At 59.4% G+C, this 21,575-nt stretch carries 18 protein-coding genes; 5 read left to right on the forward strand and 13 right to left on the reverse strand.

The window, feature by feature from the left end:
- The first annotated feature begins 71 nt into the window (after nucleotides 1–71).
- Together BJF91_RS14985 and BJF91_RS14990 are read left to right on the forward strand one after the other, a co-directional pair.
- The gene (locus BJF91_RS14985) at nucleotides 72–665 is read left to right on the forward strand and encodes a biliverdin-producing heme oxygenase (protein WP_075615675.1); all 594 of its coding nucleotides are present in this window, start codon (nucleotides 72–74) and stop codon (nucleotides 663–665) included.
- Entirely contained in the window at nucleotides 643–3,201 is a 2,559-nt protein-coding gene (locus BJF91_RS14990) for an HWE histidine kinase domain-containing protein (protein WP_075615257.1), read from the forward strand. Before BJF91_RS14985 ends, BJF91_RS14990 begins: the two co-directional genes overlap by 23 nt.
- 299 nt (nucleotides 3,202–3,500) lie before the next feature.
- Here BJF91_RS14990 and BJF91_RS14995 read toward each other — a convergent pair whose 3' ends face one another.
- Complete coding sequence (locus tag BJF91_RS14995) at nucleotides 3,501–4,331, reverse strand: aspartyl/asparaginyl beta-hydroxylase domain-containing protein (RefSeq protein WP_075615258.1); 831 nt, start codon at nucleotides 4,329–4,331, stop codon at nucleotides 3,501–3,503.
- A 305-nt stretch (nucleotides 4,332–4,636) separates the two neighbouring features.
- On the opposite strand from BJF91_RS14995, the gene BJF91_RS15000 reads away from it, so the two are divergent.
- Nucleotides 4,637–8,011, forward strand: coding sequence for a hybrid sensor histidine kinase/response regulator (locus tag BJF91_RS15000; protein ID WP_075615259.1), 3,375 nt, complete (start codon nucleotides 4,637–4,639; stop codon nucleotides 8,009–8,011).
- A 294-nt stretch (nucleotides 8,012–8,305) separates the two neighbouring features.
- On the forward strand, nucleotides 8,306–9,253 hold the full coding sequence (locus BJF91_RS15005; RefSeq protein WP_075615260.1) for a response regulator: 948 nt from the start codon (nucleotides 8,306–8,308) through the stop codon (nucleotides 9,251–9,253).
- 28 nt (nucleotides 9,254–9,281) lie between these two features.
- On the opposite strand, the gene BJF91_RS15010 is transcribed toward BJF91_RS15005, so the two are convergent.
- The gene (locus BJF91_RS15010) at nucleotides 9,282–9,557 is read right to left on the reverse strand and encodes a hypothetical protein (RefSeq protein ID WP_075615261.1); all 276 of its coding nucleotides are present in this window, start codon (nucleotides 9,555–9,557) and stop codon (nucleotides 9,282–9,284) included.
- Between the two features lie 191 nt (nucleotides 9,558–9,748).
- On the opposite strand from BJF91_RS15010, the gene BJF91_RS15015 reads away from it, so the two are divergent.
- The gene (locus BJF91_RS15015; RefSeq protein WP_075615262.1) at nucleotides 9,749–10,288 is read left to right on the forward strand and encodes an AAA family ATPase; all 540 of its coding nucleotides are present in this window, start codon (nucleotides 9,749–9,751) and stop codon (nucleotides 10,286–10,288) included.
- Nucleotides 10,289–10,356: 68 nt separating this feature from the next.
- On the opposite strand, the gene BJF91_RS15020 is transcribed toward BJF91_RS15015, so the two are convergent.
- The 11 genes from BJF91_RS15020 to BJF91_RS15080 all read right to left on the reverse strand — a co-directional run bounded on the left by BJF91_RS15020 (nucleotide 10,357) and on the right by BJF91_RS15080 (nucleotide 21,533).
- Nucleotides 10,357–12,453: a hypothetical protein gene (locus BJF91_RS15020; RefSeq protein WP_139310706.1), complete on the reverse strand. Its 2,097-nt coding sequence runs from the start codon at nucleotides 12,451–12,453 to the stop codon at nucleotides 10,357–10,359.
- A gap of 198 nt (nucleotides 12,454–12,651) precedes the next feature.
- Nucleotides 12,652–12,912 carry a cell division topological specificity factor MinE gene (gene minE, locus BJF91_RS15030; protein WP_075615265.1) on the reverse strand — a complete coding sequence of 87 codons (261 nt, stop codon included), beginning with the start codon at nucleotides 12,910–12,912 and terminating at the stop codon, nucleotides 12,652–12,654.
- Nucleotides 12,909–13,724: a septum site-determining protein MinD gene (gene minD, locus BJF91_RS15035; protein WP_075615266.1), complete on the reverse strand. Its 816-nt coding sequence runs from the start codon at nucleotides 13,722–13,724 to the stop codon at nucleotides 12,909–12,911. The genes minE and minD overlap by 4 nt, the downstream gene beginning before the upstream one ends.
- Before the next feature lie 140 nt (nucleotides 13,725–13,864).
- On the reverse strand, nucleotides 13,865–14,698 hold the full coding sequence (gene minC / locus BJF91_RS15040) for a septum site-determining protein MinC (protein ID WP_075615267.1): 834 nt from the start codon (nucleotides 14,696–14,698) through the stop codon (nucleotides 13,865–13,867).
- Nucleotides 14,699–15,111: 413 nt separating this feature from the next.
- Nucleotides 15,112–16,227, reverse strand: coding sequence for a branched-chain amino acid ABC transporter substrate-binding protein (locus BJF91_RS15050; protein WP_075615269.1), 1,116 nt, complete (start codon nucleotides 16,225–16,227; stop codon nucleotides 15,112–15,114).
- Between the two features lie 134 nt (nucleotides 16,228–16,361).
- Nucleotides 16,362–16,715: a DUF6867 family protein gene (locus tag BJF91_RS15055; RefSeq protein WP_075615270.1), complete on the reverse strand. Its 354-nt coding sequence runs from the start codon at nucleotides 16,713–16,715 to the stop codon at nucleotides 16,362–16,364.
- Nucleotides 16,716–16,747: 32 nt separating this feature from the next.
- Nucleotides 16,748–17,476 (reverse strand): ABC transporter ATP-binding protein, encoded by a 729-nt coding sequence (locus BJF91_RS15060; RefSeq protein WP_075615271.1) that lies wholly within the window; start codon nucleotides 17,474–17,476, stop codon nucleotides 16,748–16,750.
- On the reverse strand, nucleotides 17,476–18,351 hold the full coding sequence (locus BJF91_RS15065; RefSeq protein ID WP_075615272.1) for an ABC transporter ATP-binding protein: 876 nt from the start codon (nucleotides 18,349–18,351) through the stop codon (nucleotides 17,476–17,478). The genes BJF91_RS15060 and BJF91_RS15065 overlap by 1 nt, the downstream gene beginning before the upstream one ends.
- Nucleotides 18,351–19,742 (reverse strand): high-affinity branched-chain amino acid ABC transporter permease LivM, encoded by a 1,392-nt coding sequence (livM, locus tag BJF91_RS15070; protein WP_075615273.1) that lies wholly within the window; start codon nucleotides 19,740–19,742, stop codon nucleotides 18,351–18,353. Before livM ends, BJF91_RS15065 begins: the two co-directional genes overlap by 1 nt.
- 4 nt (nucleotides 19,743–19,746) lie before the next feature.
- On the reverse strand, nucleotides 19,747–20,649 hold the full coding sequence (locus BJF91_RS15075) for a branched-chain amino acid ABC transporter permease (RefSeq protein WP_075615274.1): 903 nt from the start codon (nucleotides 20,647–20,649) through the stop codon (nucleotides 19,747–19,749).
- Nucleotides 20,650–20,909: 260 nt separating this feature from the next.
- Nucleotides 20,910–21,533, reverse strand: coding sequence for a TetR/AcrR family transcriptional regulator (locus BJF91_RS15080; protein ID WP_075615275.1), 624 nt, complete (start codon nucleotides 21,531–21,533; stop codon nucleotides 20,910–20,912).
- Nucleotides 21,534–21,575: the final 42 nt, after the last annotated feature.

The raw sequence follows: 21,575 nt of genomic DNA on the forward strand, positions 1-21,575 counted from the left end.
GACGACCGCATCGCCCGCGCTGCAGCAAACGGGCCATGACGGCAGAGCCAATTGCGTTGCGGACGTCCCTGATGCCCTTTTCTTCCCGCCGGCGGCTTTTAAAAGACGCCACGGCCACCTCCCATGCCAAGCTTGATACGATGATCGGCAGTTTTACCTCGGCCGCCGCCTATCGCGCCTATTTGCTGGGAATGGCCCGTTTCCGACTGCCCCTGGAGGCAATGATCGCCGACGAGGCGCTGAGCGCGCCTTTCGCGGTTTGGCCCGGTTCATGGCGGCCCGTCAGTATCGGCAATGGCCTGCGCGCTGATCTCGTGGCCCTTGAGATGGACTTGAATTCCAATGGAGAAGGCTGGCACGCCGCCCCGCCGAAGCCGCAGACCACCGAGGACTGGCTTGGCCTGTTCTACGTGCTGGAAGGCTCGGCGCTCGGCGCACGGGTCCTGTCGAAGCGGGCAGCGGCGCTGGGTTTCCGGCCGGACTACGGCGGTGCGCATCTTTTTTCCCAGACCGGGAACTATTCGAGCTGGCCGGCGTTTTTGAACCTTATGGAGGAGCTGCGGGATCTCGATGACGGGAAGCTCGCGGCTTCTGCCGTTTCAACCTTCGCCTTCGCGTATACCGCCTTCGAAAGCGCCATGAATGCCTGCTACGCAGACCGTTGATCTCAGCAATTGCGATCGCGAACCTATCCATATTCCCGGCAGCATACAGCCGCATGGCTGGCTTCTGGCCTGTGATGCTGAGATGGCCACCGTGCTTCGCCACTCCGCCAATGCTGGCGAGATGCTGGATCGAAGCGGCGACATCAACGGCATGGCCCTCGACAAGCTGATCGGTGACAAGGCCACCCACGATCTGCGCAACGCGCTGGCGACGGCCCCGCAAGCCGCCCGGCCTGCCCTGCTTCCAAATGTCGAGCTTGCCTGCGGCCGACGCTTCGACGTCAGCGTTCACCGCCAGCGCGCCAATGTGATCATCGAATTCGAGCCTGCCTGGACTGGTCGCCAGCCCCTGCAATTGGCCCGCGAGATGATCGGTCGCATCAAGGACATCGAGGATGTCGACCGACTGATCCGCGCGTCTGCGAAGCTGGTCCGGGCCGTGCTCGGCTATGACCGGGTGATGATCTACCGCTTCGACAACGATGGCTCCGGCAAGGTAGTCAGCGAAGCGAAATCGATGGAACTGGAAAGCTTCCTCGGCCAATATTTCCCAGCCTCCGATATTCCCCAACAGGCGCGTAAACTCTACGTGCAGAACTCGATCCGGGTGATCACAAGCGCCAGCGGCAACAGGGTAGCGATCGAGCCGGTGCTCGACCCGTCCGGCCAGCCGCTCGACCTGTCCTTTGCACATCTGCGCAGCGTGTCGCCAATTCATCTCGAATATCTGCGCAACATGGGCGTCGGCGCCTCCATGTCGATCTCGATCCTGCTCAATGGCGAGCTCTGGGGCCTGATCGCCTGCCATCACTACCGGGAAAAGACCCTGTCGATGGCAGAAAGGGTTGCCGCCGAACTGTTTGGCGAGTTCTTCTCGCTCAATCTCCTGGCCCTGAAGCAAAAGCATAAATTGAACCTCGCCAGCGAGGCGCGCCAATCGCTCGACCGCTTCGTGCAGCTTGCCTCGCATCACGAGGATCTCAATGCGCTGTTTGCCGATTGCCTGCCGGAATTTCGAAGCCTCGTTGCCTGCGACGGTGTTGGCCTCTGGCTGAACGGCGCCTGGACCTCGATTGGCGCGAGCCCTCCTGCCGGCGAGGTCGAGCCGCTGGTGCGCTTCGTCAACGGCGTTGCCGAGGGTCAGATCTGGGCCAGCCATGCGCTGTCGAACTTCCTGCCACGCGCCGAAAGCTATTCAGACACGGTATCCGGCGTCATGGTCGTGCCGCTGTCGCAGATCCCGCGTGACTACATGCTGTTCTTCCGCAAGGAGCGGCTGCAGACGCTCAACTGGGCCGGCAATCCCGACAAGTCCTATGAGGTCGGCCCGCTCGGCGACCGGCTGACACCGCGCAAGAGTTTCGCCATCTGGAAGGAAGCGGTGATCCGCCAATCCGACCACTGGAGCGACAGCGACCGGGAAATCGCCGAGGCCATCCGCGCCGTCACCGTCAAGGTCGTTTTGCGTCACAGCGAGTTGATGCAGGAAGAGCGCAACAAGGCCGATATTCGCCAGCGGGTGCTGAATGAGGAACTGAACCACCGGGTCAAGAATATTCTGGCGGTGATCAAGTCGCTGGTCGGGGTCCCGACGAGGCCGGAGCATCAGCTGCGCGATTACGTCACCTCGCTGAAAGGCCGGGTGCACGCGCTGTCCCATGCCCATGACCAGGTGATCCGCGGCAGCGGCAATGGCGAATTGCGCGAACTGCTGGAGGCTGAACTCAGCCCCTACAGCAGCGACGGCTCGGTACTGTCGCTCGAAGGACCGCTCGTCGTCCTCGACAGCCGCGCTTACGCCGTGACCGCCCTCGTCATTCATGAGCTGGCGACCAATGCTGCCAAATACGGCGCCCTATCGCGTGGCGGTGGCACGCTCGGGTTGATTTGGCGCTGGACGGACGCAGGCGATTGTGAAATCCTCTGGACGGAGCGCGGCGGGCCAACGGTGACCACGCCGACGCGCAGGGGCTTCGGCTCCGCCCTCATTGATCGAAGCATTCCCTATGATCTCGGTGGCAAGAGCACCGTAACCTATGACCCGGGTGGTCTGACTGCGCATCTTTTGCTGCCTTCCCGCTTTCTGTCCGGCATTGGGCAGGCGTCAGAGGCTGCGCCCGTGCCGCACCCCAAGACAGAGACCAGAGCCATGGCGACTATCGACAAGACCCTGCCGATCCTGCTGGTCGAAGACCAGATGCTGATTGCGATGGATGCGGAAATGATGCTGGGCGATGCCGGCTTCACCACGGTCATGACGGCCGGGTCCGTGCCTGATGCGCTGGCCCAGATCAAGGGTGCAGTGCCGGCACTTGCCGTTCTCGACATTAATCTCGGCAACCATACCTCGGTGCCTGTCGCAGAAGAGCTCTACCAGCGCGGCATCCCCTTCCTGTTTGCCACAGGCTATGCCGAACGCTCGATCATCCCCGACGCCTTCCGCGATGTCACCATCATCAACAAGCCCTACGACAGCGATGCCTTAACGGACGCCGTCATGAACCTGCTGCGCCAGCCGGACGCGACGCACGGCTAGAGCATCGGATCGAAAAGTGGGAACCGGTTTTTAGAGTACACTGCACAAACAAAAGCCTAGGCCACTCGTTCAATTCCGTTTCATACTAAACGACGCAAAGGTCCTGCGGCTTTGCCGCCCCCTCATCCCCCTGCCGGGACCTGCCGCCACCTTCTCCCCAGCGGGGAGAAGGTGGCGGCAGCCGGATGAGGGGGGCGAAGCCCGAAATCGCTTGCGCCATTAATTGTGGAAACGGAACCGGCCCGATGCGCTAAACCGGCGCAAGACAAGGGCGGCAGCGTGGCCGCCCCTAACTGGCCTCAGCCAGCCTTGGCGTTACGCAGCTTTTCGGCCTCGGCGTAGAATTTCTTTTCCCACTCATTGTGGTTGTCGAGACCCTCGCGGATGAAGGGCGTGAAGATCGCCAGATTCATCAGGCACCAGTTGACCAGGCGCGCCGGGAATTTCAGCGGCTTGACGAAATCGACGAACAGCACGACGCGGGTCTTGTCCGAGTGGTTCCAGGCCTCGTGTTCGTAGGCATCGTCGAAAATCAGCACCTTGCCTTCGTCCCAGTGGCAGATCTGGTCCTTGACGCGGATGGCGATCTTTTCGCGCGGCTCCGGCACAATCATGCCGAGATGCAGGCGCAGCACGCCGTTATAGGGGCCGCGATGGGCCGGCAGGTGCTTGCCGGGCTCGAAGATCGAAAACATCACGGTGGTGAGGCCAGGAATATTCTGCATCGCCTTCCAGGTTTCCGGGCAGGCGCGGATATTGGCCTCGGACTTCACGCCGAAACCGAGCAGGAAGAAGGTCTTCCAGTTGTTGTCGCTGGAGATCGTCTTCACATCGGTGGAAATGTCCTGGAAGCTCGGCAGCTCGTCCTTGCGCAGCAGGATCTTGTCCAGCTCTGCGCGGATTGACGGGTAGGCCTTTTCGACCTCGGCAGCCCAGGGGAAAGTGGCGTTATCATAAACCGGCGGATTGCCGAGCTTGGCATATTTGAAATTCAGCGTTTCCGCCCAGGCAACGATGCCCATGAAAAACCGGGTGATACGGCTTGGTCGGTCCATCGGCTGGATGCCGGATGTGCCGAAGGCCTGTTCCTTGTCGGCGACGGTAGAAGGCTGGGATGCTGGCATATCCATCGGCAAATCACTTTCTAATGCACTCTCCGTGCTGTGATGCCGATCGCACCCGCACGGGTTTTGAAAAACCAAAACGCCCGAATCATGGAAAAATCGAGGCAGTGACTTGCCACCGCCCTGTCTCTCCCGCTGATCTGGTGTCTGCGGCACTGTAAAACCAGTGTCACAAAACCACTTTCCTTCGCAATTGCAAAAAATCACAGTGAGCTATGCTCAGGAGCCGCCGGTGCTCTTGCAAAACCATGCGCTTGCCGTGACAGTGAAGCGCAATCCCTGACCCCATCAGAAAGCGCCTGATTTCCGGCATGGCCGCACGCCAACGCATCATCCCTGTCCGACGCCAATACAATCGCTGGGTGGCCGACCAGACGCTGGAAGATTATGCGCTGCGCTTCACTGCCAAAAGCGCCCGCCGCTTTTCCTCCAGCCGGATTTCCCAGACCGCGATCGGCGCGATTTCCTTCCTGGCGCTGGAGGCGATCGGCGGGGCGATCACGCTCTCCTATGGCACGACCAATGCGTTTTTCGCCATCCTGGTCGCAGCCGTTCTGATGCTTCTGGTCGGCGTGCCGATCAGCCGCTACGCGATCCGCGAGGGGGTCGACATCGACCTTCTGACCCGCGGTGCCGGCTTCGGCTATATCGGCTCGACGCTGACATCGCTGATCTATGCCAGCTTCACCTTCATGCTGTTTGCCATTGAGGCCTCGATCATGACCGGGGCCTTGGCGCTGGCCTTCGGCATACCGCCTGCGATCGGCTACGTGATTTCGGCGGTCGTCGTCATTCCCCTGGTCACTTACGGCATCCAGCTGATCTCAAAATTCCAGCTCATCACCCAGCCGATCTGGGTGGTGTTGAACATTGCGCCCTTCGTGTTCATCGCCTTTCAGGACTGGGAGAAATTCGACCTCTGGCGCGCCTTTGCCGGCATCCACCAGTTCAACTCAGGCGTGGTTTCGGTCGCGCCCTTTCGGCTTGTCGATTTCGGCGCCGCCTCCGCCGTCATCCTGGCACTGATGCCGCAGATCGGCGAACAGGTGGACTTCCTGCGCTTCCTGCCGCCGGAAGGTGGGCGCAAGCTGCATCACCGCCTGATGGTCTTCCTGGCCGGTGCCGGCTGGGTGGTGCTGGGCGTGCCGAAGCTGCTGGCGGGATCGTTTCTTGCCGTGCTGACCCTGTCGTCGGGCGTTGCCCTCTCCGATGCCGCCGACCCCGCCCATATGTATCTGACGGCCTTTGGCTATATCCTGCCCAATCCGCAGCTTGCCACTCTGCTGATGGTTGGTTTCGTGGTCATCTCGCAGCTGAAGATCAATGTGATGAACGCCTATGCGGGTTCGCTCGCCTGGTCGAATTTCTTCTCCCGCCTCACCCACAGCCATCCGGGCCGGGTGGTGTGGCTGGTCTTCAATGTCGGCATTGCGCTGCTGTTGATGGAGCTTGGCATCTACCGCCTGCTGGAAGCGACGCTTGGGATCTTCTCGATCATCGCCATGGCCTGGCTCTGCACCATCTCGGCCGATCTATTCATCAACAAGCGGCTCGGCCTTGCGCCTGAGGGTATCGAATTCAAGCGCGCCCATCTCTACGATATCAATCCGGTCGGCTGCGGCACGCTGCTGATTTCGGCCAGCCTCGCATTGTTTGCGCATTTCGGCTTGTTTGGCGAAACGCTCGCCTCGCTCTCCACCTTCGTGACGCTGATCGCGTTCCTGATCTCACCGCTGATTGCCTGGGCAACCGACGGCAAATATTATCTGGCCCGCAAGCCGCGCCATGCCTGGAAAAACCTCAGCCATATCACCTGCTCGATCTGCGAACATGCCTTCGAGCCTGAGGACATGGCCTGGTGCCCCGCCTATGCCGCGCCAATCTGTTCGCTGTGCTGCTCGCTCGACAGCCGCTGCCACGATATGTGCAAGCCGAAGGCGCGGCTGAACACCCAGGTCGGCACCGTCGCCCGCACGGTTCTACCCGGCGCCATCGTTGAAAAGCTGACGACCCGGCTTGGCCGCTATGCCATGACCAGCATCGGCGCAATTTCGCTTGTCGGAGCCATCCTGGCCTTGATCGCCCATCAGGTTTCCGCCGCATCGCCGGAAACTTCCGGCGTCGTCAATGGCACGATCCTGATCGTCTTTTTCGTGTTTTCGGTCATTGCCGGCATTGCCGCCTGGTTCTACGTGCTCGCCCATGACAGCCGGGTGGTGGCAGAAGAGGAATCCTACCGTCAGAACAGCCTGTTGTTGAAGGAAATCGCCGCTCACAAGAAGACCGACGCCGCCCTGCAAAGCGCCAAGGAAACCGCCGAAGCCGCCAACCGCGCCAAGAGCCGCTATGTCGTCGGTCTCTCCCACGAATTGCGCACGCCGCTCAACGCCGTGATGGGCTATGCGCAACTTTTGGAACAGGACGAGACCATCCCGGCCCCGCGCCAATCGGCGATCAAGGTGATCCGCCGCTCTGCAGATCATCTGTCTGGCCTCATCGACGGATTGCTCGACATTTCCAAGATCGAGGCTGGCCGGCTGCAGGTATTTTCCGCTGAGTTGAACATTCACGATTTCCTCGATCAGATCATCGACATGCTGCGCCCGCAGGCCGAGGCCAAGGGCCTGACCTTCACCCACACGCGAACCAAACTCCTGCCGCAATATGTGCGCGCCGACGAGCGGCGCCTGCGGCAGATCCTCGTCAATCTCTTGTCTAACGCCATCAAGTTCACCGATGCCGGCACGGTTACCTTCGATGTCGCCTATCGCAGCCAGGTGGCGAGCTTTACCGTTGTTGATACCGGCCGTGGCATTGCGGAGAAGGATCTCACCCGGATTTTCGAGCCGTTCCAGCGCGGCGAAGCCGATACGGTGCGGCCGATGCCGGGCCTTGGCCTTGGCCTCACCATCACCAAGCTGCTCACCAACACGCTTGGCGGCGAAATCGCCGTGGAGAGCGAGAAGGACAAGAGCACGACGTTTAGGGTGCGGCTGATGCTGTCGTCCGTCGACCGTCCGAGCACGGCGCCGATACCGGAGCGCAAGATCGTCTCCTACGACGGTCCGCGCCGCACCATCGTTGTTGTCGACGATAACGAGGACCACCGCGAGCTGATGCGTGAAGCGCTGGCGCCGCTGGACTTCATCGTGCTGACCGCGACCGGCGGCCCGGATTGCCTGGCGCTGATCGAGGGCGTCAAGCCCGACCTGTTCCTGGTCGATATCTCCATGCCCGGCATGAACGGCTGGCAATTGGTGGAACGGCTGCGCGATGCCGGCCAGAGCGCGCCGATCCTGATGCTGTCGGCCAATATCGGCGATGGCGCCGTGCGCGAGCCCGGCTCCGGCGGCCACAACGATGCCATCGCCAAGCCCTTCGACGTCAAAATGCTGCGCGACAAGCTGGCCCGTCACCTGAAACTGCGCTGGCTCTATGCCGAGGACATGGCCCCCACGCCTGCACCGACAACGCCCGAACGCCGCGACCCCGGCCCCGCCCATCGCGAGGACCTGCGCAAGCTTGCCGAGATCGGTTATGTCAGAGGGCTGGAGACCAAGCTGCAGGACCTCGCCAAATCGCCGGACACGCAAGCCTTCGCCGAGGAAATGCGCCCCTTCGTCCAAGGCTTCGACATGGCCGGCCTGATCGCCTGCCTGGATCGGTATCAGGAGGGCGAAGTATGACACCAGGTGAAGAGAAAGCCTGGCGCCGATATGCGGGCGCTGTTCTTTGGGCGCGACGATTCCCCCCAGCCGATCTCCTCACCCGAGGGGGAGATGGCCAGCAGGCCAGAGGGGGGCGACCTGGCGTAAACACGTGCTTTAAGCATCCCCTCACCTTGTGGTCTGGCTTCGCCCCCCTCATCCCCCCTTTCTTTATGACAAAGAGGGCGCCACCTTCTCCCCGCTGGGGAGAAGAGACAGGACGACACCATTCCACCCACTCTCTGGCAACGCACCCGCTGGACATCACAGACCATGGCTGAACCGACCGCACCCCGCGACATCATCCTTCTGGTCGACGACAGCCCGGAGGCCCTCGGCTTCCTGACCGATGCGCTGGAACAATCCGGCTTTTCGGTGCTGATCGCCACGTCGGGCCAGGCGGCGCTCGGCATTGTCGAGCGCATCAGCCCGGACCTGATCCTGCTCGATGCGGTCATGCCCGGTATGGACGGGTTCGAGACCTGCCGGCAGATCAAGGCCAATTCGGCGGTGGCGCCGGTGCCTGTGATCTTCATGACCGGGCTCAGCGACACCGAACATGTCGTGCATGCGCTCGAGGTCGGCGGCGTCGATTACCTGACCAAGCCGATCAATATCGATGAGTTGCGCGCCCGCATCCGCGTCCATCTCGCCAATGCCCGCTCAGCCCAGAGCGCCCGCGTCGCGCTCGATGCCACCGGCCGGCATCTCATTGCGCTGCGCGGCGACGGCAGCCTGTTGTGGTCGACGCCGCAGGCAAGCCGGCTGATCGCCACGGCCACCGGCCGCGAGGACGGACTGGATAGCGTCATCGCCACGCTTGGCAACTGGATGCAGGCCCGAACCACGGCGACCACCGACAGAGCCCGCGTTGCCGCGCTGACCTTTCCGCCGGAGGGCCAAGCCTTTGCCCAGGAAGGCTTGGCCAGCCTGCAGATCGCCTATCTCGGCGCCATGGGCGCCGACGAATATCTTTTCCGCCTCTCGGCCGCCGCCCGCAGCGAAGACGAGCGCCTGCGCCAGGCCTTCGGCCTCACTCAGCGCGAATCGGAAGTGCTGCTGTGGATCGCCCGCGGCAAGCCCAACCGCGACATCGGCGAAATCCTAGGCCTCGCCGCCCGCACGGTGAACAAGCATCTCGAACAGATCTATGTGAAGCTCGGCGTGGAGAACAGGGCGTCCGCAGCGGTGAAGGCGGCGGCAGTGCTGCGGGTGGAGTAACCTGTCGACCGCGATGATGCGAACGCGCTCAATCTCTGGACGATTTGCCTTGCCGCCGGACTGAAGCGATCCAGACGATACCGTTGACGGCTATCAGGCACGCACTGGCCAAGGCGAAAATGAGGGCCGTATCGTAGGCACCTTGATTGGTCAGGATGAAGCCAAACACATGGTCGTAACACCAATCCCCGCATTCGAGCCTGGCAAAATAGGACGCTGTGTTGACCAGACTGAACAGGCACCACGTCAACAATCCCTGATAGAGGATGATCGAAACGATCATCAGCTTCCATTTTGAATCCATTTTATATCGCTCTTTGGCTCGACCAGCTGCTCGTCGCGCGCCCCGCTCTCAATCTCCTAACCAAATAAAGCGAAGACTGCGACATACGCAAAGGCTCGATTCCGACATGCGCCTCTCGATGGCGAGATTGGCGCAGCACAAGCCAGGGCATTTGCTTCCCGCGTAAGCGCGAAACACGTAAAAGGATCACCATGAACCGCTTCGTCATCCTCTCCGGCTGCTCCGGCGGCGGCAAATCGACTTTGCTGGCCGCCCTTGCCGCCAGGGGCCATGCAACAATAGAAGAACCTGGCCGTCGCATCGTTGCCGAAGAACAGGCCGGAGACGGCAAGGCGCTGCCCTGGATCGACCTCGCCGCCTTCGCCAAACGTGCTATCGCCAGGGCTCTTGATGACCGCGAACGCGCCAGCAATCTCCCCGGCTTCGTCTTCTTCGACCGCAGCCTGATCGACGCCGCAGCAGCGTTGGCGACCGCCAGCGGCAATGACGCGATACTGCAAAGCCTGAAGACCGAACACCGCTACCATAACAAGGTCTTCCTCACCCCGCCCTGGCCGGAGATCTACCGACAGGACAGCGAACGCCGCCACGATCTGGCGGCCGCGGAAGACGAATATCGGCGCTTGCTGGAGATCTATCCGGCGCTTGGATATGAGACGGTGGTTTTGCCGATGGTGAGCGTAGAAGAGCGGGTAGAATTTATTTTAGCAGGAATTGAAACAGAAAAATGAAGTCACGAAATACGTCCATCGCCCAGCTAATTTGACTATCCGCAATTATCTCCTCTCTAAGAGGACGATCACGACCGCGTCTTACCACCCGCCGCAGATTTGCTCTTCAGAAGCTTATCAACGAGGCGAAACGTCTCCCGGTCAACCGACATGTCACAATGCGCTTGAATAAGGGGGCGATCAATCCATGGACGAACACGCTCCGGCGCATTCAGCGCAAGGTGAAATAGGACCGTTCTCATATGGAAATGGCTGCTATTATCATAAATATCGCTGCTGCTGCTACCGCCGTTTGAACTGGGTAGCCAACCAGTTTCCATCATTTTTTGCAGAATTTCGTCTTCATCGATGTGATGGATAAAGAAGAAAAGCAAGTGGCAACCCTTTGCCAGTGAAAAATGATCAAGGCCTTGTAAGAACCAATCGACGGTGGGTCCGTGGTTCGAATAAAGATGCAAACCATAAGCGTGCATTGCGCTCAGGAGTGCTGCCCTGTAGCGCCGATGTTCATGGCCGAAATCAGCCACTCTCAGATGCTCTTCAACTGTCAAGCGTCCCTTGAAAACGATATCCATGATGTCAGGCAAATCGCGAATGCCAAAATGGTTTTGCGCACCAGCCCTGAACAAAGGAAATGCGAACGTACCCAGCATTGCAAATACCTTGTCGGCCTTTTCGATAGGAAGGTCACTTGCGGCCTGCATGAATGGCTCGCCATAGCCCGCCTTGACAAGACGCCAAATCAAATTAACCGCATCACCATAGCCATCAGCACTCTCGAAAATTGGAAAGCCATCCTGCAGTCGTTGATAGCGTTCCGTGTACCATTCTCTCCAAATGGGTGGAGGTTGATGGTCTGCAACCAGCTGCACAGCGCCTTTGATATCAACAGTCCCGGCATCACGAACATCATAGGCGAAAGCAGCAATGTGAGGGCTGTCCCAATGTCCATAGTAATTGCGGGAGAAAACCAGATGCAATGGCACTCTGTTTTCTTCGAACTCGCATCGACGCGCTGCCCAGCGACCATCATCAAATGCCGTTGCCGCCGCAAGTCTGATCTCTTGCTCTACACTTTTACCACACAAGCCGCGAATGCGCACAACCTTCGCTCCTGGTTCGATGAGCGTTTTAGTCAAATTGCATTTCTTTCGCGCCTTGCCTTTGTAAATTCCATCTTGAAGAAATGCGAATGTTGTCTGATCCGGCTCTGTGTAGGTGACAATCTCGCCCTTAATATCATTCAGAAATTTTTGATACTCAGGCATTTTTGCCAGATCGGCCAACCATTCATGCTGGCGCGTTTCTATGTTCCAGACATCATCCTTTTGTGGATCGATAAAAAAGCGAAATGTAAGGTTATAGCCAATCCTCACCAAAGCTTTTGCCGTACGAAGCGCACGATCATTGTCTCCGACCCCTGCCAACACGCAGATTGCGTTGAATATAAAATGTTGATTGTCCCGGATTGGACTTTCGAGATAGTCCGCAAGCTTTTCATCGAACAAAGCAAGCGCCCGTTCCGGCCTTTTTGCGTTTAGCGCGTTCATTAAAATGAGCGATTCGAACTTTCGAACGGATTCCAGACGGTCATCCATCGAGCCAAGTAAGAGCGTCTTTTCTTGCTGCTCCAACACCCATGCGGGGTCATAAACAAACGGTCCATAGGCATTGATTGCGGGATGGGACAACACCTCTGAAACAAACGCATCATCAAGAGAGCTATCACGCCAGTCCCTTCGGCTACCGGGCTTAAACTTCAAAATCCACCCTCGTGTTTCTGCTTGTTGCTCCCGCTCCAGCCAATCAAGAATAAACGGTATGCGGAGAAAATTAAAATGATGCAGCAGGTTAGTCATTGGGGCGTCACGTTTCTCATACCGATGCACGACACGAAAGAGGTCGCCCAAATCCAAAAGAAAAGGAGCCATGTCAGCATGCCGACCGGCGCGTCTCAAAGCCTGCAAAATACATAACGCCACCACGCCAACAATTGCTGGAGGCTTTTTATAGCTTTCTCGATCATGGCCATCGGCAAGCTTTGTAAAAGCGTCGGTCCATCCGCCATAAGCATTGAGCAGAGCGCGATCCGGAGCCTCATCATCAAGACAAGCGAGCAAACCTGCGGCAAGCGTTCTCGCAGCATTTTCAGAGACGTCGCTCATGAAGAGTCCTCACAACAATTTATCTGAAACTCAAATTTTGCCGGTCATCATAACCACTGCGACCAGCGAGAATAATTTCAAAATAGAGCGCTGAGCATCTTCAACCACAAACGAAAACAAAAACAGCCGCAGGAGCATCCCCTGCGGCTGAAAATTCTCACCTATCACACGCCTGCCAACCGGCCGGCGCTCACCCCATCAAGCAGCCATTGCCTGGGCATCACGCGGAATTTCCACGTCGATTTCCAGAATGGAGACATGCTCGTCGCGGTCGACCTTGATGCGGACTTTTTCGGCGTCGACCTGGACATGCTTGGCGATGGCGGCCAGGATTTCCTCGCGCAGGATAGCGACGAGGTCGGAGCCCTGGGCGGCACGTTCGTGGGCGAGCAGCACCTGCAGGCGTTCGCGCGCCATCGGCGCCGAGGTTGGTTTGCGGAACAGATTGAAGATGCTCATGCTGCCCTCCGCGAGAAGATCTTGCCGAACAGGCCGCGCTTTTCCTCAGGCATGGACACCGGCAGTTCCTCGCCGGCCAGCCGGCGAGCGGCTTCGAAATAGGCCTGGGCGGCCGGGCTCTTGGCATCGGCGAGCGTGACCGGCGCGCCAACGTTGGAAGCCTTCAACACGTCGGCGCTTTCGGGGATGATGCCGAGCAGCGGGATCGACAGGATTTCGAGCACGTCCTCGACCTTCAGCATGTCGCCGCGCTGCGCGCGGGTCACGTCGTAGCGGGTGAGCAGCAGGTGCTTTTCCATCCGCTCGCCGCGCTCGGCCTTGACCGTCTTCGAATCGAGCAAGCCGATGATCCGGTCGCTGTCGCGCACGGAAGACACTTCAGGATTGGTGACGACAACGGCAACATCGGCATGGCGCATGGCCAGCGTCGCGCCGCGCTCGATACCAGCAGGGCTATCGCAGATCACCCAGTCGAAATGCTTCTTCAGCTCAGTGATGACCCATTCCACGCCTTCAGGCGTCAGATTGTCCTTGTCACGGGTCTGCGAGGCCGGCAGCAGATAGAGCGTCTCGACCCGCTTGTCGCGGATCAGCGCCTGCGGCAGCTTGGCATCGCCCTGGATGACATTGACGAGATCGTAGACGACGCGGCGCTCGGCGCCCATCACCAGGTCAAGGTTGCGCAACCCGACATCGAAATCGATGACCACGACTTTCGCGCCGGTCTGAGCAAGCGCCGCACCAAGGGCAGCCGTGGATGTTGTCTTGCCGACCCCACCCTTGCCTGACGTCACAACGAGGACTTTCCCCATTTCGCTCTCCTGTCTTTCGCCGCACGCGGCACAAGCTTCCGTTTATTGTTGGTGCCGGGCTTCACTGCCCGGCATCGAAACTTAAAATCTAGGCCCCGAAGTCAGCGCCAGGCTGACGTCCCGATCGGCAAGAGATAAATTCAGGCCATTTTTTCGGCCTTGATCGTCTCGCCGTCCAGCCACATCTGCACCGGCTTGCCCAGCAGCTCCGGATCCATGTCTTCGGCCATCTTGTAGATGCCGTCGATGGCCAGCAGCTCGGCTTCCATCTTGCGGCAGAAAATCCGTGCTGTCGTATTGCCGACCGAGCCGGCCATCGCCCGACCGCGCAGCGCGCCATAGATATGGATCGAACCGCCGGCAATGATTTCAGCGCCAGAGGCGACAGAGCCGATGACCGTCACGTCGCCTTCGGTGAAGATTACCGACTGGCCGGAGCGCACCGGCTCGTGCAGAACCAGGGAATGCACAACCGAGCGCGCGGTTGGCGAGGTAATCACCGTGGGCAGCGCCGGCACTGCGGCCTCATCGGCCTCGGCACTCTTTGCGTTCGTCTCTGGGCTTTCCGCCGTGTCCGCGCCTGCCTCGGCCTTCCCCTCGCCTGCCGCAGGTGCTGCGGCATCGCTTGACTGCTCCGCCTTCGGCACCTCGACGTCAGACACCGGCCGGCCACCCTTGAGGATCGGCGGCATACCACGCTCGACCATCGACGGGCGTGCGCCTTCAAGGCCCATGATGCTGACATTGCGATTGGCAAGCTCGGCAATCAACTGCTTCAGCTCATCACGCGTAATCGCCAGATCCGCCACATCAAGCACGACCGGGCGACCAAGAAAGAACCCGGCCGAGCGCGACGCCAGATTGTCCAGCCGTTCCAGCCAGTTATCGACCGGCAGGTCCGGCGACAGCACGACCGCCAGAAAGGATCGGCCCTTGATACGGATGGAACGGGGTTCTGTTAGCACTTCAGTCATCTTTATGAACAAATCGTTGATGGTGTTTTGGGCTGATTTGGTTAACAAATGGTTAACGCGCCTGTCCAATATCTTAAGATCTTCGATAAAGATATTGCTAATTGACTATGCGAATCAGTCAGTTGCTAAATTAACGCGCTGCACAATCCTGGAGAGCGTCGAAAAGCGACAAATCAACGGCAAGACATTTAAAATCTCTCGGGTTCAGATTGAACCTCAGCGATTTTCGGTCCTTTTGCGTCTGTCTTTTCGGGAAAACCAGCGTCCATTTTTTCCTGACAAACTCTAAAAATGCAAAAAGCCCGGCACGAGGCCGGGCTTTTCGTTTGAGATCAAAAGGTCTGAAAGACCGGATCTTACCGTGCGTACGTGTTTCCAGACGGAAAACCGGTTTCCGCTCCTTCTGGAAACCCTTAGTTTTCGAAGTAGGAATACTTGCCGTCCGGGCCCTTCTTCCAGGTGTACATCACGTAGTCGGGACGGGTGATGTCGCCCTTGGCGTCGAAGCCAATGTCGCCGATAACGGTCTTGAACGGACCCTTGGCTTTCATGGTTTCAGCAACCTTTTCCGAGTCTGTCGTCTTACCGGCCTTGGCAGCGTCGGCAATGATCTGCAGAGCGGCATAGGAGTAAAGCGTGTAGGCTTCCGGCTCGAAACCGGCGTCGCGGAACTTCTTGACGACGTCCTTTGCGTTCGGGTTGTTACGCGGATCCGGCGGGAAGGTCATCAGCGTGCCATTGACGGCGTCGCCAGCGATCGAAGCCAGTTCGTTGGAGGTGATGCCGTCGCCGGACATCATCGTTGCCTTCACGCCTTGGTCCGCCATCTGGCGCAGGATCAGACCGGCTTCCGTGTGCAGGCCGCCGTAGTAAACGACGCCGACGCCGGCTTCCTTCATCTTGGCGATAAGGGCCGAATAGTCCTTTTCACCGGGGGTGATGCCTTCGTAGACCACTTCCTTGACACCAAGGGCATTCATCGCCTTCTTGGTTTCGTTTGCCAGACCCTGGCCATAAGGCGTTTTGTCATGAACGACAGCAACCTTCACGCCCTTGAACTTGTCGGCGATGTACTTGCCGGCAACCGCGCCCTGCTGGTCGTCACGGCCGCAGGTGCGGAACGTGTTCCACAGCTTGCGCTCGGTGAACTGCGGATTGGTGGAAGCCGGAGTAACCTGCAGAATACCGTTTTCGGCATAGACATCCGACGCCGGGATCGAAACGCCGGAGTTGAAGTGGCCGATGACGAATTTCACGCCGTCTGCCACGAACTTGTTGGCGACGGATACGCCCTGCTTGGCATCCGACACGTCGTCGCCCAGCACGATCTTGATTTTTTCCCCATTGATGCCGCCAGCCGCGTTGATGTCGGCAGCAGCCTGCTCGGCACCCTTCTGGAGCTGAGCGCCGAACGCTGCGTTCGGGCCGGTCAGCGGGCCTGCAACGCCGACGATGATGTCAGCCCAGGCGGTGCCGCTGAAGGCAACCATGGCTGTCAGCGCCACGGCTGAAAGAAGCGACTTCTTCATTCTGATACTCCCAGTTGCTAGGGCAGGTTTGTTTCGATCCCCCGCGCAACACCCACCAAGATTGCGCCGGTAACTTTTCCACTCTTTATAATTGCGATTTCTCTAACCTATCTGAGGCGAGAAACCCGACGCTGTCAATCTTTCTTCTTCCACGACAGCGGCGAAGTTTTTTCATAGAGCCAGTAGTAGTTAGCCGACATCTGCCGGGTGCGGCGCACCTGAAAGCCGATGAGTGAAAACACCAGCAAAACCACGAAATCGATAGCGTAGAGACCAGCATCCAGCATCGACCCGTCGAACAACGCGTGATGCAGGAATCGCATCACCAGCGCCAGAAGCAACGTGTAGATCACGACGCGCACATAGCCTTCCCAGCCCTCGGCAACGGCCTTGCCGGTGCGCCAGGCCGTCCAGAAGCCGAGCAGCACGACCAGGAAGCGCAATACCATCCGCACCTGGTCATCCGTTTCGAAAAACAAACCCTGCATGTCTTTTCCCCTTGGGTTTATCCCGCTGCGGCTTAATGCCGTCCGCCTTCGAGATAGGCGGCACGAACCTGCGGATCGGCCAGCAATTCGCGGCCCGAACCGCTCATCGTCACCTGGCCGTTGACCATGACATAGGCCCGATCCGACAGTTTCAGAGCTGCAAACGCGTTCTGCTCAACGAGGAACACAGTCAGTCCCTCTTCCTGGTTGAGCTTTTTGATCGCCTCGAAAATGCCTTTGACGATCAGCGGTGCGAGGCCGAGCGACGGCTCGTCCAGCAAAAGCAGCTTGGGGCGCGCCATCAGCGCACGGCCGATGGAGAGCATCTGCTGCTCGCCGCCCGACAGCGTGCCACCGCGTTGCGACTGGCGTTCCTTCAGACGTGGAAACAGCGTGAAGATCTTCTCGACGTCCTCGTGGAAATATTTGAGGTTGTCGAGACCGGCCCCCATCTGAAGGTTTTCCATGACCGTCATGCGAGGAAAGATCCGCCGCCCTTCAGGCGACTGGGCGATGCGCTGACGGGCAATCAGATGCGTCGGCATCTTGGTGATATCGACGCCGTCGAAAATCACCCGGCCGGCGCGCGCCTGCGGGCTGCCGCAAATCGTCATCATCAGCGTCGATTTGCCGGCGCCGTTGGCGCCGATCAGGCTGACGATTTCACCCTTGTTGACCTCGACGCTGACCCCACCGAGCGCGCGGATATTGCCGTAATAGGTCTCGACGGCCTCGACCTTCAAAAGCGCTTCTGCAGCCATCACACATTGCCTCCGGCCACGGCTTCCACGTCGGAAATCGCGTCGTCCAGTTCTTCATCTTCGACACCGAGATAGGCCGCAATGACCTTCGGGTCGTTCTTCACGTGATCGGGCGTGCCATCGGAAATCTTCTGGCCGTATTCGAGCACCACGACATGGTCGGAAATTTCCATGACCACGGACATGTCATGCTCGATCAGCATGATCGAGGTGCCGGTCTCCGTGCGGATGCCGTTCAGCAACGTGTTCAGCGCCAGCGACTCGCGCGGGTTGAGGCCGGCAGCCGGCTCGTCCAGGCAGAGCAGTTCCGGCTCCGTGCACATGGCGCGAGCGATTTCCAGGCGCCGCTGTGCCCCGTAAGGCAGATCGCCGGCCGGGTCGTCGGCGCGGTCGATCAGTTCGGCCCGTTCCAGCCAGAATTCGGCCTTCTCGATCGAAAGTGCCGCCGCCTTCTTGTAGGCGGGCAGGCCAAGCAGGCCGAGCACCGTATAGCCGGATGCCTTCATCAGTGCATTGTGCTGGGCCACCAGCAGGTTTTCCAGCAGGGTCAGGCCGGAAAACAGCCGGATATTCTGGAAGGTACGGGCAACCTTGGCCTTCTTGGTGATCTCGAAGTCCGACAGGCGTTCCAGCAGGAATTCCTTGCCGCCCTTCTGGCGTAACGTGATCATCCCCATGGTCGGCTTGTAGAAGCCGGTGATGCAGTTGAACACAGTCGTTTTGCCCGCGCCGTTTGGCCCGATCAGCGCGGTGATCTCGCCGCGGTTGGCCTGGAAGGAGCAGTCGTTGATCGCCATCAGGCCGCCGAATTTCATCGACAGGTGATCGACCTTCAGGATTGCGTCTTTGTTCATGGTCTCGGTTCCGGAGGACATCAGCCGTGACCCTCCTTGGTAAAGCTGCCGGAGACTGCCTTGCGCTCCCGAAGAAACGCGGTCGGCTCGCGGCTGCCGACGAAGCCGCGGGGCTTGAACAGCATCACGACGACCATGGCAATGCCGAACAGCAGCATGCGGTAAAGCTCAGGGGTGAAGTCGGGCCCGAACACATGTTTCAGGAAGTCCATCTCGCGCAGCAGTTCGGTGCCGCCGACCATGACAATCGCGGCAACAGCAATGCCGGTCAGCGAACCCATGCCGCCGAGAACGACGATGGCAAGAATAACCGCCGATTCGAGGAAGACGAAGCTTTCCGGCGAAACGAAGCCCTGGCGTGCAGCAAAGAAGGAGCCGGCAAAGCCACCGAACATCGCGCCGATGGCAAAGGCCGTCAGCTTGGTCTTGACCGTGTCTATGCCGAGCGAGCGGCAGGCGATCTCGTCCTCACGCAGAGCTTCCCAGGCGCGACCGATCGGCATGCGGCGCAGCTGGATCGTCACATAGGCGGTGAGCATGCAGAGCGCCAGCGCCAGATAGAACAGGAAGATCTTGTAATAGGCTGACGACATCGGCAGACCGAAGGTCTTGGCAAAGCCATGCGGCGAGGCATCGAAGGGAATGCCGAACAGCGTCGCCTTGGGAATGCCCGAGACGCCGAACGTACCCTGGGTAACGTCGGTCCAGTTGATCAGCACCAGCCGGATGATTTCGCCGAAAGCGAGCGTCACGATGGCGAGGTAGTCGCCGCGCAGCCGCAGAACTGGAAAACCGAGCATGATGCCCCAGAAGGCGGCCAGAATGCCCGAGATCGGCAGCAGCAGCCAGAAGGATAGGCCGAAATGCTGCGACAGCAGGGCATAGGAATAGGCGCCGACGGCGTAGAAGGCGACATAACCCAGGTCAAGCAGGCCAGCGAGACCAACGACGATGTTCAGGCCCCAGGCGAGCATGACGTAAATCAGGATCTGGATGCCAAAATTGTCGATGTATTTCAGCGAGCCCTGCGTGCCCATCAGGAACAGGATGACAGGCGGATAGAGCAGCAACGCGACAAGCGCGATCTTCAGGAAATGCGCCTTGAAAAAGGTTGGCTTCGCATCGGCGGCCACGGCCGGCCGGCCGGCCGCCCTTGCCTTGCGCGCCGCAGACCACGGACGCAGAAATGCGACGACGGCGAAACGACCGACAGCGGCAATCGCCACGAAGATCGCCAGCATGCCCCAACGCGTATACCAGACCAGTTCATTGTTGATATTCTGATCGGTCTTGATGCCGATGAACAGCACGAACAAGCCGAGCGCCACAACGCCCGCGAAGACGGCTTCCTTGATGGCCCGAACCAACAGGCCCGGCTGCGCCTTGGCGCCAGAAGTTTCCAATTGTGCCATGATCTTAGACCTTCTCGACTTCGGGACGGCCCAGGATGCCGGTCGGCTTGAAAATCAGCACGAAAGCCAGGATACCGAACGTGGCGACGTCCTTGTAGGCGATGGTGAAATAGGCAGACCAGAGCGACTCGATCAGGCCGATCAGCAACCCGCCGAGCACGGCGCCCGGCAGCGAGCCGATACCGCCGAGAACAGCGGCCGTGAAGGCCTTGACGCCAGGAATGAAGCCGTCGGTGAACGAGGCAACACCATAATACATCAGATACATCGTGCCGGCGACAGCCGCGAGCGCAGCCCCCATGACGAAGGTCACGGAAATGGTGCGGTCGACGTCAACGCCCAGCAGTGCCGCCATCTTGCGGTCCTGCTCGGTGGCGCGCTGGGCGCGGCCAAGCGGCGTCTTGTTGACGATATACCAGAAGGCCGCCAGCAGCACCGCAGTGACCGCCACGATGATCAGCTGCTTCAGCGAAATCGTGATGGCGCCGAAGTGGAAGACGTCATTGACCAGCGCCGGGATCGGCTTGTTGCGCGGACCCTGGGAGACCTGGATGAAGTTGGAGAGCGCGATCGACATGCCGATCGCCGTGATCAGCGGCGCAAGACGGAACGAGCCGCGCAGCGGGCGATAGGCGACGCGCTCGATCGTCCAGTTCCACAACCCGGTCATGACCATCGACACGACAAGCATGATCAGCAGCGCCAGCGCCACAGGAATACCGGCAAAAAAGGTCGTGAGAATAAGAAAGACGATCAGGGCCGCGAAACCACCGAGCATGAAAATATCGCCATGGGCGAAATTGATCATGCCGATGATGCCATAGACCATCGTATAACCAATGGCCACCAGGCCATAGATCGAGCCGAGCGTCAGCCCATTGATGAGCTGCTGGATGAAGTAATCCATACATTATCCCCCGGATGTCCGTCTGGAGCGGCATCCATATGTTGTCCCGTTCGGGTTCTTGGTGTTGGGAGCGATTTGATATCGGTTTCGACAAAAATGTGAAGCCTAAAAGCTTTTCACAGAGTATTTTTCTGTCAATTGCCCAATTTATCGCCATAGGAAGCGCAATTTCAGCATTTTCTAGGCGTCGGCGCTCAAAAAGCGCGCATGCCGTGCAGCTTATACACGCGTGAAAAAATCCGCGCCACGGCGCCAGGCATTTACGCGGGCATCAACAGCCGCAGCGCGAGATCGACGCGCCGCACAATCTCGTCGTCGAGATCGTCGGCATCGGCGCCCAGCATCATGACTTTAGTCTGCAACGGCCCGAGCACGGCGCCCACGAAGATATCGGCGATATCGCGCCTGTCTACACCGTCAAGACCACTCGGGGTTGGATTGGAGACAAGCTCGCTCGCCAGAAAGGAGCGGATGGTTTCGACGCACTCAAGATAGAATTGCCGGGCGAGTTCCGGATGTTTGCCAGCCTCGGCGGTGATCAGCCGCGTCACGATGATTTGGCGCGGTGACAGAACGAAGCGCGCCAATGCCTCAAGCGCAAAGCGCGCCCGCTGCCGCGGATCGAGCGTCCTCCCGCGCTGGACATGGATATCCAGCTGCAACTGTTCATGGGATTCGATCAGCGCCGTAAACAGCGACCGCTTGTCGGGAAAGAACCGGTACAGCGTCTTCTTGGCCATGCCTGCCGAGCGCGCCACTTCTTCCATCGTGGCATCGCCATATCCCAAGGCATCGAAAACAGCCTCAGCGGCCTTGACGATCCGCTCGCGCCGCTCGGCATCGGACATGACAGGCAAACGGCTGACGACAGGATGGCTGGACATTGGCATTCTCGCGTTAAAGTTTCAGCTTGACAAACGGAAACG

The organism is Gillisella taibaishanensis (assembly GCF_001938985.1).
GTDB lineage: Bacteria > Pseudomonadota > Alphaproteobacteria > Rhizobiales > Rhizobiaceae > Allorhizobium > Allorhizobium taibaishanense.

What these genes read in the sequence shown, in the direction of transcription:
- BJF91_RS15015 (WP_075615262.1), top strand. Translation starts at nt 9,749, where the DNA reads ATGAACCGCTTCGTCATCCTCTCCGGCTGCTCCGGCGGCGGCAAATCG.
- minD (WP_075615266.1), bottom strand. Translation starts at nt 13,724, where the DNA reads ATGGGGAAAGTCCTCGTTGTGACGTCAGGCAAGGGTGGGGTCGGCAAG.
- BJF91_RS15005 (WP_075615260.1), top strand. Translation starts at nt 8,306, where the DNA reads ATGGCTGAACCGACCGCACCCCGCGACATCATCCTTCTGGTCGACGAC.
- BJF91_RS15075 (WP_075615274.1), bottom strand. Translation starts at nt 20,649, where the DNA reads ATGGATTACTTCATCCAGCAGCTCATCAATGGGCTGACGCTCGGCTCG.
- BJF91_RS14985 (WP_075615675.1), top strand. Translation starts at nt 72, where the DNA reads ATGCCCTTTTCTTCCCGCCGGCGGCTTTTAAAAGACGCCACGGCCACC.
- BJF91_RS15065 (WP_075615272.1), bottom strand. Translation starts at nt 18,351, where the DNA reads ATGTCCTCCGGAACCGAGACCATGAACAAAGACGCAATCCTGAAGGTC.
- BJF91_RS15080 (WP_075615275.1), bottom strand. Translation starts at nt 21,533, where the DNA reads ATGTCCAGCCATCCTGTCGTCAGCCGTTTGCCTGTCATGTCCGATGCC.
- BJF91_RS15050 (WP_075615269.1), bottom strand. Translation starts at nt 16,227, where the DNA reads ATGAAGAAGTCGCTTCTTTCAGCCGTGGCGCTGACAGCCATGGTTGCC.
- BJF91_RS15060 (WP_075615271.1), bottom strand. Translation starts at nt 17,476, where the DNA reads ATGGCTGCAGAAGCGCTTTTGAAGGTCGAGGCCGTCGAGACCTATTAC.
- BJF91_RS15020 (WP_139310706.1), bottom strand. Translation starts at nt 12,453, where the DNA reads ATGAGCGACGTCTCTGAAAATGCTGCGAGAACGCTTGCCGCAGGTTTG.
- livM (WP_075615273.1), bottom strand. Translation starts at nt 19,742, where the DNA reads ATGGCACAATTGGAAACTTCTGGCGCCAAGGCGCAGCCGGGCCTGTTG.
- minC (WP_075615267.1), bottom strand. Translation starts at nt 14,698, where the DNA reads ATGACTGAAGTGCTAACAGAACCCCGTTCCATCCGTATCAAGGGCCGA.
- BJF91_RS15000 (WP_075615259.1), top strand. Translation starts at nt 4,637, where the DNA reads ATGGCCGCACGCCAACGCATCATCCCTGTCCGACGCCAATACAATCGC.
- BJF91_RS14990 (WP_075615257.1), top strand. Translation starts at nt 643, where the DNA reads ATGCCTGCTACGCAGACCGTTGATCTCAGCAATTGCGATCGCGAACCT.
- BJF91_RS15055 (WP_075615270.1), bottom strand. Translation starts at nt 16,715, where the DNA reads ATGCAGGGTTTGTTTTTCGAAACGGATGACCAGGTGCGGATGGTATTG.
- BJF91_RS15010 (WP_075615261.1), bottom strand. Translation starts at nt 9,557, where the DNA reads ATGGATTCAAAATGGAAGCTGATGATCGTTTCGATCATCCTCTATCAG.
- BJF91_RS14995 (WP_075615258.1), bottom strand. Translation starts at nt 4,331, where the DNA reads ATGGATATGCCAGCATCCCAGCCTTCTACCGTCGCCGACAAGGAACAG.
- minE (WP_075615265.1), bottom strand. Translation starts at nt 12,912, where the DNA reads ATGAGCATCTTCAATCTGTTCCGCAAACCAACCTCGGCGCCGATGGCG.